This window comes from Mediterraneibacter sp. HA8405 (genome assembly GCF_056148955.1).
In genome coordinates this window covers 2,412,788-2,424,760 of record NZ_CM148758.1, presented here as the reverse complement: position 1 = coordinate 2,424,760, position 11,973 = coordinate 2,412,788, and the positions used below count along the sequence as shown (strand labels likewise).

Sequence of the window (11,973 nt, the reverse complement as noted above, 5' to 3'; positions counted from 1 at the left end):
ACGGGAAAAAGAGTATAGACAGTTTAGAAGGGAGAGTCAGTATGTCAGTAGATCTCGGAATAGATTTGGGAACTGCCAGCGTACTTGTGTACGTTAAGGGAAAAGGCGTTGTGTTAAAAGAACCTTCAGTTGTGGCGTTTGACCGGGATACAAATGTAATCAAGGCTATTGGAGAGGAGGCCCGGCTGATGCTGGGGAGAACTCCTGGAAATATTGTGGCGGTGCGTCCGCTGAGACAGGGTGTAATTTCTGATTACACCGTAACAGAGAAAATGATCAAATACTTTGTTCAGAAAGCCCTGGGAAAACGTACTTTTAAGAAACCACGTATCAGCATCTGTGTTCCCAGCGGAGTTACAGAGGTTGAAAAAAAAGCGGTGGAGGAAGCCACATTTGCGGCAGGAGCAAGAGAAGTTCATCTGATAGAGGAGCCGGTAGCGGCAGCAATTGGAGCCGGAATTGACATTGCAAAGCCCTGCGGCAATATGATTGTAGATATTGGAGGAGGAACTGCGGATATAGCTGTGATCTCTTTGGGCGGGACAGTTGTAAATACATCCATCAAAGTGGCAGGAGACGATTTTGATGAGGCAATTGTACGCTATATGAGGAAAAAGCATAATCTTCTGATTGGCGAGAGGACTGCCGAAGATATTAAAATCAAAATCGGTACAACATATCCTCTTGTAGAAGAAGAAACCATGGAAGTGAGAGGACGCAATCTTGTTACGGGACTGCCGAAAACAGTAACAGTTACTTCTTCGGAGACAGAGGAGGCTTTGAGGGAAGCTGCCAGTCAGATTGTTGAAGCAGTTATTGCAGTGCTTGAACAGACGCCGCCCGAGCTCTCGGCAGACATTCTTGACAGAGGAATTGTCCTGACAGGCGGAGGCGCGCTTCTTCGGGGGCTGGAAGAACTGATTGAAGAGAAAACAGGCATAAATACTATGACGGCGGAGGATCCGATGAAAGTTGTGGCGATCGGAACCGGTCAGTTCGTAGAGTTTATGAGCGGAAGGAAGGATTACTAGGACAGGGGTGTGAACAGGAGGGCGCACCCCTGTCCTGCTGTGAGGAAGGAACGGCAGTGGAAGTTGTTACAGGATATGTGGAGCACATTGTGTTCCGCAATGATGAAAACGGGTATACTGTATTTCGTCTGGAAAATGACGATGGAGAAATAACCTGTGTGGGAAACTTTAACTTTATCAGCGAAGGCGAGAATATGGAGCTCAGGGGAGAATATACTAATCACAGCGTATACGGCCTGCAGCTGAAGGTTTCTTCTCATACACTGAAGGAACCGGAGGATGTCGTATCTATTGAACGCTATCTGGGCTCAGGAGCAATAAAAGGCGTGGGGCAGGCTCTCGCAGGAAGAATTGTAAAAAAATTCAGGGAGGATACGTTCCGCATAATCGAAGAAGAGCCTGAACGGCTGGCAGAGATAAAAGGAATCAGCGAGCGTAAAGCCAGAGAGATTGCAGAACAGGTTGAAGAAAAAAAGGATATGCGTAAAGCTATGATCTATCTTCAGAAGTATGGCATATCCAATCGACTCGCGGCAAAAATCTATCAGCGTTACGGACTGGATGTATACAAAGTTCTGGAAGAAAATCCTTATCAGCTGGCGGACAGTATAGAAGGAATCGGGTTTAAAACGGCAGATGAAATAGCCGCCCGGATCGGCATACATACAGATTCGGATTACCGGATAAAAAGCGGACTGTTCTATACACTTCAGCAGGCGGTTTCAGAGGGGCATGTATATCTTCCTCAGGAGGAACTGCTGAGACGGGCCGGGATTCTGCTTGAAGTTGAGATAAAAGATATGGAAAAGCATGTGATGGATCTGTGTATTGAGCGAAAAACCGTGATGAAGGAACACGAAGGGGAGATACGCATATATCCGGCGCATTATTATTATCTTGAACTGAATACGGCAAAAATGCTTCATGATCTGGATATCGACTGTGAGATGCCGGAAGATCTGATGGAATCACGGCTGCGCAGGGTGGAGGAAAGCGAAGAGATCGAGCTGGATCCCATGCAGCACAGAGCGGTTATCGAATCTATCAAACATGGGCTTCTTGTACTTACCGGAGGACCGGGGACAGGAAAGACGACTACCATCAACACGATGATCCGTTTTTTTGACAGTGAAGGGATGAGTATTCTTCTGGCCGCGCCTACAGGAAGGGCGGCCAAACGAATGACAGAGGCAACCGGTTATGAGGCGCAGACGATTCACCGCCTTCTGGAGGTTAATGTTAATCCGGAGGAAGAAGGAAGTATAGGCGGATTTCTGCGGAACAGCCAGAATCCTCTTGAGGCAGATGTGATTATTATAGATGAGATGTCAATGGTTGACCTGCCTCTGATGCACGCTCTCCTTTCGGCAGTTGTGCCGGGGACGCGTCTTGTGCTGGTGGGAGATGTAGATCAGCTTCCGTCTGTGGGGCCGGGCAGCGTGTTAAAAGATATTATTGCCTCAGGCAGATTCCCGGTTGTTACGCTTACCCGGATTTTTCGTCAGGCCGGAGAAAGCGATATTGTAGTCAATGCCCATAAAATCAATGCCGGGGAGCCGGTCGTGCTGGATAATAAAAGCCGAGACTTTTTCTTCTTGAGGCGGCAGGACGCAGATACGATTATTGGCGTCGTTATCATGCTGATTCAGAAAAAACTGCCGAAATATGTTCACGCACATCCTAATGAGATTCAGGTGATGACTCCTACCAGAAAAGGTCTTCTGGGGGTGGAAAGGCTGAACGGCATTCTTCAGCGGTATCTGAATCCTCCGCAGGAAGGCCGGACAGAACGGGAGATAAACGGAAGACTGTTCCGTGTGGGCGACAAAGTAATGCAGATTAAAAATAATTATCAGCTTGAGTGGGAGGTTTCCACAAAGTTTGGACTTACTGTCGATAAAGGAACCGGAATTTTTAATGGAGATATGGGGATTATTACAGAAATTAATGAGTATACGGAGACTCTGGAAGTAGAATTTGATGAGTCAAGAAAAGTAAAATACAGCTTTGAGATGACAGAGGAGCTGGAACTGGCATATGCTATAACGGTTCACAAATCTCAGGGAAGCGAATATCCGGCGGTAATTATTCCGCTGCTTGCCGGTCCGAAGCTGCTGTATACCCGTAATCTTCTGTATACTGCCGTGACAAGAGCTAAGAAATGCCTTACGATTGTTGGGAGTGATGCTGTATTTCAGGAAATGATACAAAACAAAAACGAGCAGGCCAGGTACACAAGCCTGACAGAGCGTATCTGCGAATTCTAAGGCTCCTGCTCAATTTTCTGTATCCGCCGGTCTGTCCTTTCTGCGGAGAGATATACAGGGAAGGAATCTGTCCGGACTGCAGAAAAAAGATAATATATATCCGGGAACCCCGCTGTATGCGCTGCGGAAAACCACTGCAAAATGAAAGTTGCGAATACTGTGCCGACTGCCAGGAAAAAGCTTCCAATGTTGTGCAGGGACGAAGTCTGTGGCTGCATCAGGATCCGGTGCCCGAGTCTGTATACCGCTTCAAATATCATAACAGACGCTGGTATGGTGTGCTGTTTGCCCGGGAAATGGCAGTATATTATGGAAAATGGATCAGCTCAAAAAAAATAGAGGCAATTATACCGGTTCCGCTGCATCCCTCAAAAAAGAGAAAACGGGGGTTTAACCAGGCGGAGATTCTGGCCAGGGAGCTGTCGGAGCAGACGGGAATCCCGGTTTATACAGATGTTCTTTTCAGAATAAGAAAGACAAGTCCCCAGAAAATGCTGGGACCTGGAGAAAGAAAGGCAAATCTGAAAGGCGCATTCGCGGTTTCCGCAAAGTGGAAAGCATGCAGAAATGTTCTTCTTATTGATGATATTTATACTACGGGAAGTACTATTGAACGCTGCGCCGGGATGCTGAAAAAAGCCGGAACGGAAAATGTCTGGTTTTTAACTATAAGCATTGGACAAGGTATCTGAGTATATGCTATACTAAAACATAATGACCAAAATAGATAAAGGAATACGTTGTACAGGAAGGGTGTGTAGAACGTTATGCTTGATAAAAGAAAAATACGTCTGATGACAAAAATGGCAATATATGAAAAAAAATACGGGGAAGAAGATATTAAAATCAGCGGTTACTATAAAAAAGATTATTCAAGTCTGAATACATGGATTACGCTGATCTGGGTTTCAGCCGGATATCTTCTGGCTGCGGCGCTTTTGGTTTTATGCGGAGCAGATGCAATTCTGGAGGGCCTTACCTTCCTGAAACTTCTGGTGCTTATTGCAATAGCAGCAGGCGCTTATTTTGCTCTGCTGATCATTTATGGCATAGGTTCCGGAAAGTTTTACAGAAGGAAACATACTCAGGCGAAACAGCGGGTAAAAAAATATTACAGGGATATGTCCCGTCTTGAAAAGATCTATAAGAAGGAGTACAGAGACCATGAGTAGCTTACTTGTTTGGAAAGAAAAAATGCAGAGACTTTATGCGAATTATTCTCTTTATATTCTGAAGGCACTTCAGCTTCTGATGGGTCTGCTGCTGTTTGGAATGATTAATTATAACATTGGTTTTATGAAGACAGCCTCTTCTGTTTTCTGTACAATAGGGCTGGCAGTGATCTGCATGTTTCTTCCAATGATTGTCATGACACTTGCAGCTGCGGCGCTGGTTCTTGTTCATTTTTATGCTCTGTCCATGCCGATAGCGGTTATTTCTGTTTTGATTTTTTTGCTTATGTATATTTTCTATTTCCGGTTTACTCCGGGAAAATCATGGCTGCTGCTGGTAGCGGTTCTTGCATTCGGCCTCAGAATTCCTTTTGTTGTGCCGGTTGCATTCGGACTTCTGGGTACTCCGGTCTGGATTGTTCCGGCAGGCTGCGGCGCAATTGCCTATTACATGATCCATTTTGTAAAAGTATCTGCCACTGCATTGAAGAGTTCAGGTTCAGATGAACTGGCACAGGGACTTATCAGTTTTACCAAGCAGGTGCTGGTAAACCGTGAAATGTGGATTATGGTGATGATCGTCATAATCGGGATTCTGCTGGTAAACGCGTTGAAAAACCGGGCTGTGGATCATGCATGGAAGATCGCGTCAGTAACCGGAGCTGCGGTCTGTATTGTCGCGGCTGCGGCCGGAAATTTGCTTCTGGATGAAAAAATATCCTATGTAATTATTATACTCAGTGCTGTTCTGGGAGCGGCTACGGGATTTGTACTTGAATTTCTTTTCTTTTCAGTCGATTATTCAAGAACAGAAAACGTTCAGTTTGAGGATGATGAATATTACTATTATGTAAAGGCGGTTCCGAAGGTCGGCGTGTCTGTTCCGGAGAAAAAGGTTAAGCATATTACGGAGAGACAGCCGGAAAGTATGGAGGGAGTTACAGAACAGGAACAGAATTTTTCTGCGGGGAGAATGCAGCAGCCCGGAGATGCTGCGGGGTATACCGGCACTGCGTCAGAAAGAAATACAGAGGAAATCCTTCTTACCAGAAGTCTGAGCAGAGAACTCGGACTGGATCAGACACATCAGAACGATAATAACGGACAATAGAAAATAAAGATTGTCCGGCGTGTCCCCGGAAAACGGATTTCTCCAAGCGGGGTTCCACAGAGGACTGTGTGAGTTAATAAGGCGGTGATACAGAATATGACGGACTGGATAAGAAGTTTATTCAGCAGATTTTCAAACGGCATGTATTTACCGGATATACAGATAAAGGATGTCGTTGAAATTCTGATTATAACAGTTATTGTATATGAAATTATGCTTTGGATAAAAAATACCAAGGCCTGGATGCTTCTGCGCGGAATTATCATGCTGGGACTGTTTATTTTACTGGCATGGATCTTTCAGATGCATACGATATTGTTTCTTGCGGGGCAGTGCATTAGTGTTCTTGCTACTGCTGCGGTTGTTGTGTTCCAGCCGGAGCTGCGGCGCGCCCTGGAAAAGCTGGGAGAAAAGAATCTTTTCAGCAATATTAATCTTTTTGACAGAAATAAAGAAAATCAGCGCTTTTCGGATGAGACAGCAGACGGAATCGTACGTGCATGTTTTGAAATGGGCAGTGTCTGTACAGGAGCCCTGATTGTAGTTGAGCAGGCGATCCAGCTCAGTGAGTATGAAATGACGGGAATTGAGCTGGACTGTAAAGTTTCTTCCCAGGTACTGATCAATATTTTTGAACACAATACGCCGCTTCATGACGGTGCGGTGATTATACGTGGCAACAGAATTACATCGGCAACCTGTTATCTGCCTTTATCAGATAATATGAGCATCAGCAAAGACCTGGGAACAAGGCACAGAGCCGCTCTCGGAATGAGTGAAGTGTGCGACGCTCTTGTAATTGTTGTTTCCGAGGAAACCGGAATGGTTTCCGTTGCAATGGGAGGGGCTCTTACCAGAGATATAAATGCAGAAGAACTGAGAAAATGGCTGAGCCGGATTCAGTATAGAAATTCTGAACCCAGGAAGTTTGCTATACGGAAAGGATGGCGCAGGACATGAAAAAATATAAATTTACCAGAAATCCTGGCCTGAAGCTTCTGGCATTTGTATTTGCAGCCTTCCTGTGGCTGATAGTAGTAAATATTGACAATCCGGTTTCAAGCGATACCTATCTGAATGTGCCGGTTACAATTGTTAATGAGGATATCATTACTCAGGAGGGAAATGTCTATCAGGTTGTAGGCGATCAGAGCGCAACTGTTACTGTATATGCAAAACGTCAGACTCTGCAGGATATTAATGCAGATGATATTGTTGCAACAGCAGATATTAGGGAAATGGACACAGACACCGGACTTGTTCCGATCAAGGTGACAATTCCGGAGTATGCGGGGGATTATGAGTCAGCAGATGCAAGCCCGAGAAATCTGCAGATCAGAGTAGAGAAAACAGGTAAAAAGGTACTCTCTCTGACTGTAGAGCATACGGGAACGCAGCGTAACGGATATATACTCGGTGATATGACTGTTAATCCGGAACAGGTTACTATAACCGGATCCGAGTCTATGATAGAAAGGGTGGACAGGGCGGTTGCCAGTATAAATATAGAAGGAATTTCTAAAGATTCAGATATTGAAGCTACACTGGTTCTTTATGATGCAGACGGCAATGAGGTGACAAACAGTCAGATCAGCAACAACCTGGGCGAAGACGGTATTACCGTACATGTTGAAGTACTGCCCTTTAAGACCGTGCCGGTTGTATTCAGTACATCCGGTACACCTGCTGAGGGATATCAGGTGACGGAGATAACCAGTGAACCTGAGACCGTACAGATCTGCGGAAAAAGTGAAGATCTTGCAGATGTGGCAGAAATAGTGGTCCCGGCCTCTCAACTGAGCGTTGAAGGTGCGAATGAAAGGATGGAAAAGACGGTAGATATTACGCCTTACCTTCCGGACGGGATTTCTCTGGTTGAGGAAAATGCGGGGAATGTGCTTGTTACAGTTGTAATCGAAGAGGAAGGAACCCGCTCGGTAGATTTTATGGTAAGTTCCATAAGAATTAATAATCTGGCGGAGAATCTGCAGGTGTCGTACGAACCGGACGCAGAGATTACCTTCCAGTTCAGCGGAAGCGATGAACTGCTCGATGTGCTTGATATTACCAATGCCGTGTCGGTGGATCTGTCCGGTTATACACAGCCCGGCACATATGATGTTCCGGTAGATGTCAACGTACCTAAGGGGATTACTTTGGTGAATAATGTGACGGTAAATCTTGTTTTGGAAGAAAAGCAGAATGAAACAGTCAGTGGTGCGGAAAACAGCAGCGGATAATTTCGGATATTCTTAAAAAATTGGAATAAGGAGTTGACATAGGATGATAAGCGGAAAGGTGACAATCAAGAATCCCACAGGCCTCCATCTGAGGCCGGCAGGTCTGTTCTGTAAGACTGCGATGGAATTTAAAAGTAAAATAACTGTGTACAAAAAAACACGATATGAAGATGTGACTGCAAATGCAAAAAGTGTACTCAGTGTGCTTGGCGCATGCATTAAAAGCGGCGATGAGATTCAGATTATCTGCGAAGGCGATGATGAAGAACAGGCACTTAAGACCATGATACGTCTGGTAGAAGACGGATTAGGCGAATAAGAGAGGGGAATACTATGAGCAAAGCAACACTTGTAATAATGGCTGCCGGGATGGGGTCCCGCTTCGGAGGAGGAATCAAACAGCTTGCCCCGGTAGGACCAGGCGGAGAGATTATCATGGATTACTCTATATATGATGCGATTGAAGCAGGGTTTGATAAAGTTGTATTTGTAATCCGGAGGGATCTGGAAGAAACGTTCCGTGAGGTGATTGGAAACCGGATTGAAAAACAGGTAGAAGTTGCCTATGCCTATCAGGAGACAGAAGATATTCCTGAAAAATACCAGAAGAAATTTGACGGCCGGACGAAGCCCTGGGGTACGGGCCAGGCTATTTTGTGCTGCAGAGATCTTATAGATACACCTTTCCTTGTTATCAATGCAGATGATTATTATGGAAAAGAAGCGTACAGAGAGGCGTATTCCTATTTGACAAGCGTACAGAATACTGATAAAATACAAATTTGTATGGTCAGCTTTGTGCTGAAAAATACACTGAGTGAGAATGGGGGAGTTACCCGCGGCATATGCCAGGTGGGAGAGGACGGCATGCTTGCCGGGATTACAGAAACCCATAATATAAAAAGAGAAGGTGACCACGCTGTGGCGGAGCATGACGGATACGTGAAAGTATTGGATCTGAACTCCCCGGTTTCCATGAATATGTGGGGGCTTACACCTGTGTTCTTTAACATATTGGAAGAAGAATTCGAAAAGTTCCTTTCAGAAACAGAAGAGGAGGATCTGAAAGCTGAATATTTACTTCCTGTATTAGTGGGACAGCTGCTTCAGGAGAATAAGATCTGTGTTAAAGTTCTGCGTTCGGAGGATGCGTGGTTTGGCGTAACATATAAAGAGGATCGGGAGACTGTTGTTTCTGAAGTTAACAAGCTGATAGAGAAGGGAATGTACCCTTCGGTTCTGTATTCATAATTCATAAGATAAGAAAAAGGAATTATTGCGATGTCTAAGAAAAGCAGAACAGCCGACAGGGCTGGAAGAAGACCGAAAAATACGAGAAGAAATTCCGGACGTTCAGAGCGCAACCGTTTTGGAATGTTCTGTATTATACTTCAGACAGTAGTCAGTCTGGCTTTCATGGGAGTTGTTGTACTTCTAGATATGCTACCCATGAGATATCTCGCTATGATAGGGCTGATTTTATTTTTCCTGTGGTGTATTACATTTACAAGCCAGATGGTCAGAAGAAAGAAAGGCACCCTGGGAAAACTGTTCAGTTTATTGATGGTATGTGTTCTTTCATTCGGTACATTTTATGTGGCCAGAGCCAATAATATTATCGCTATGATTACAGGAGGCAGTTATCAGATTGACAGGATGGTGGTTGCTGTCCGTTCTGATGATGCTGCTGAGGTGCTTGAAGATGCCATGGATTACAGCTTTGGCGTTCAGTTTGAGCGCGGCGGTGATAATATGCAGGCCGCGGTAACTGACATCCAGGAGGAATTAGGGACGGATATCAGCACTGTGGAATGTGCTTCTGTTCAGGATCAGGCTCAGGCGCTTGTCAACGGAGACGTTGATGCGATTATTTATAACAAAGCATATACAGAGCTGATGGACAGCGCAGTGCAGGGTTATAGCGATGACGTCCGTATTATATACGAGACGTCAATCAGAGTAGAACTGAATTTTGGAAATTCAGGAGACAGTTCATTGACAAAACAGCCCTTTACAGTATACATCAGCGGAATTGACGTGTACGGTGAAGTGACAGAGACAAGCCGGAGCGATGTGAATATTATTGCTGTTGTCAATCCGACAACGCATCAGGTTCTGCTCGTTACAACTCCGCGGGATTATTATGTGGAGATACCGGGCGTGTCCAAGGGACAAAACGATAAGCTTACCCATGCGGGGATTTATGGTATAGACGCCTCCATGGCAACACTGAGCCAGCTTTATGAGACAGATATTAATTATTATGTAAGGCTTAACTTTACTTCTCTGATTGATATTGTTGATATTCTGGGTGGAATAGACGTATATTCTGAAGTCGCGTTTACGACGGGAGATGAATCCGGCTGTATCGTAGATGTTCAGGAAGGATACAACCACTTTGACGGAGAGGAGGCACTTGCATTCTGCCGCGAGCGGCATAATCTGGCTGACGGGGATAATCAGCGTGGCAAAAATCAGCAGGCTGTCATTACGGCGATGATAAAGAAAATGCTTTCTCCGACTATGCTTTTGAAGGCAAACAGTATTCTGAATCAGGTGAGCAAGGATGTGGAGATGAATGTTTCGCAGTCGCAGATTAATTCACTGATCAGATATCAGCTTAATACAAATGCTAAATGGACGATTCAGTCTGTCGCGGCTGAAGGAACGGGCGCACAAGATTATTGCTATTCAGAACCTAACCAGCTTCTGTATGTTACAGTTCCGGATTATGACAGTGTGAACGGAATTATTGATCTGGTGAATGTAGTTGAGGAAGGCGGCACACTGGAAGATACGGAATCATTAAATTAGTTGTCGGTTAACGCTATATAGAATTTTATTGAATACTGTCGGACTAAATAAGTAGTTCGGCAGTATTTTTATGTTCTGAAAAGGGAAGGAATCGATTATTTAACATAAAATTAACATAACTCTAAATTGGATTCGATGAACAAATTCTCTGTATAACTATAATAGATATGGAAAAGATATTTACAGGGAAGGTGAGACAATGATAAAGGTGATGAGTATTTTCGGAACCCGCCCGGAAGCAATAAAAATGGCTCCGATTATACAGGAAATGGAACATCATAAAAAAGAGATAAAAAGTGTTATATGCGTGACAGCCCAGCACAGGGAAATGCTGGACTCGGTTCTGGAGACATTTCAGATTACACCGGATTATGATTTAAATATTATGAAAAAAGGACAGACACTTGATTCGGTAACGGGAACGATACTTCACGGACTTAACAGTATATTGGAAAAAGAAAAACCGGATATGGTGCTTGTTCATGGCGATACAACGACTACATTTGCTTCTGCTCTTTCCGCTTTCTATCACAAGATTCCGGTGGGGCATGTGGAAGCGGGGCTTCGGACGCATAACCTTTATTCACCTTATCCAGAAGAGGCTAACAGACAGATGGTAGGGGATATTGCGGAACTTCATTTTACCCCTACAATGCAGAGCCTGAAAAATCTGCTTCAGGAAAATAAGGATCCCGAAAAAATATATGTAACCGGAAATACTGCCATTGACGCACTTAAGACAACTGTAAAAAAAGAATATGACAGCCCGGTTCTTCAGTGGGCGGGAGACGGGAGAATTATTCTGCTGACCGCGCATAGAAGAGAAAACTGGGGTGCGCCTTTAAAAAGAATATTTACTGCAGTGAACAGAATTACAGAACAATATCCTGATGTCAGGGTAATCTATCCCTGCCATATGAATCCGGCTGTCCGGGGACTTGCTGATGAGATGTTCCGGGAAAACAATCAGGTGCGCGTGATTGAGCCGCTGGAAGTGACAGATTTCCATAATCTTATTAAAAAATCCTATCTTGTTCTTACAGACAGCGGCGGTATACAGGAGGAGGGTCCGAGTCTGGGCAAGCCTGTGCTTGTAGTCAGAGAAACGACAGAACGGCCGGAAGGCGTGGAAGCCGGAACGCTGAAGCTGGTAGGGACCTCTACAGATAATATTGTAAAACAGGTCAGCCGTCTGCTGGATGATGAAGTGGAATATGAACGGATGAGTAAAGCGGAAAACCCGTATGGGGACGGCCATGCGAGTGAGAGGATTGTTGATGCTATTCTCAGGTATTTCCGCAACAGAGTGCCGGAGGAAATTTCGGCATAGGAAAAAGG

11 protein-coding genes are annotated in these 11,973 nt (G+C 44.8%); all 11 read left to right on the top strand.

Annotated elements, in window-relative coordinates; translation table 11 throughout:
* The first annotated feature begins 41 nt into the window (after positions 1-41).
* The 11 genes from mreB (at position 42) to wecB (ending at position 11,965) form a co-directional block, all read left to right on the top strand.
* On the top strand, positions 42-1,031 hold the full coding sequence (gene mreB / locus AC0QUU_RS11390) for a rod shape-determining protein MreB (RefSeq protein ID WP_474542894.1): 990 nt from the start codon (positions 42-44) through the stop codon (positions 1,029-1,031).
* A 56-nt stretch (positions 1,032-1,087) separates the two neighbouring features.
* Positions 1,088-3,298, top strand: a complete 2,211-nt coding sequence (gene recD2 / locus AC0QUU_RS11385; RefSeq protein WP_474542892.1) for an SF1B family DNA helicase RecD2 — start codon at positions 1,088-1,090, stop codon at positions 3,296-3,298.
* A 17-nt stretch (positions 3,299-3,315) separates the two neighbouring features.
* On the top strand, positions 3,316-3,990 hold the full coding sequence (locus AC0QUU_RS11380) for a double zinc ribbon domain-containing protein (RefSeq protein WP_474545573.1): 675 nt from the start codon (positions 3,316-3,318) through the stop codon (positions 3,988-3,990).
* A gap of 111 nt (positions 3,991-4,101) precedes the next feature.
* The gene (locus AC0QUU_RS11375) at positions 4,102-4,470 is read left to right on the top strand and encodes a hypothetical protein (RefSeq protein WP_474542890.1); all 369 of its coding nucleotides are present in this window, start codon (positions 4,102-4,104) and stop codon (positions 4,468-4,470) included.
* Positions 4,463-5,581, top strand: coding sequence for a DUF2062 domain-containing protein (locus tag AC0QUU_RS11370; RefSeq protein WP_474542888.1), 1,119 nt, complete (start codon positions 4,463-4,465; stop codon positions 5,579-5,581). Before AC0QUU_RS11375 ends, AC0QUU_RS11370 begins: the two co-directional genes overlap by 8 nt.
* Positions 5,582-5,677: 96 nt before the next feature.
* Entirely contained in the window at positions 5,678-6,541 is an 864-nt protein-coding gene (gene cdaA / locus AC0QUU_RS11365; RefSeq protein ID WP_474542887.1) for a diadenylate cyclase CdaA, read from the top strand.
* On the top strand, positions 6,538-7,821 hold the full coding sequence (locus tag AC0QUU_RS11360; RefSeq protein WP_474542886.1) for a CdaR family protein: 1,284 nt from the start codon (positions 6,538-6,540) through the stop codon (positions 7,819-7,821). Before cdaA ends, AC0QUU_RS11360 begins: the two co-directional genes overlap by 4 nt.
* Before the next feature lie 43 nt (positions 7,822-7,864).
* Positions 7,865-8,140: an HPr family phosphocarrier protein gene (locus AC0QUU_RS11355; RefSeq protein WP_474542885.1), complete on the top strand. Its 276-nt coding sequence runs from the start codon at positions 7,865-7,867 to the stop codon at positions 8,138-8,140.
* Positions 8,141-8,154: 14 nt separating this feature from the next.
* On the top strand, positions 8,155-9,072 hold the full coding sequence (locus AC0QUU_RS11350; protein ID WP_474542883.1) for a nucleotidyltransferase family protein: 918 nt from the start codon (positions 8,155-8,157) through the stop codon (positions 9,070-9,072).
* A gap of 123 nt (positions 9,073-9,195) precedes the next feature.
* Positions 9,196-10,635, top strand: coding sequence for an LCP family protein (locus AC0QUU_RS11345; protein ID WP_474542882.1), 1,440 nt, complete (start codon positions 9,196-9,198; stop codon positions 10,633-10,635).
* Between the two features lie 199 nt (positions 10,636-10,834).
* Positions 10,835-11,965, top strand: a complete 1,131-nt coding sequence (gene wecB / locus AC0QUU_RS11340) for a non-hydrolyzing UDP-N-acetylglucosamine 2-epimerase (RefSeq protein ID WP_474542880.1) — start codon at positions 10,835-10,837, stop codon at positions 11,963-11,965.
* Positions 11,966-11,973: the final 8 nt, after the last annotated feature.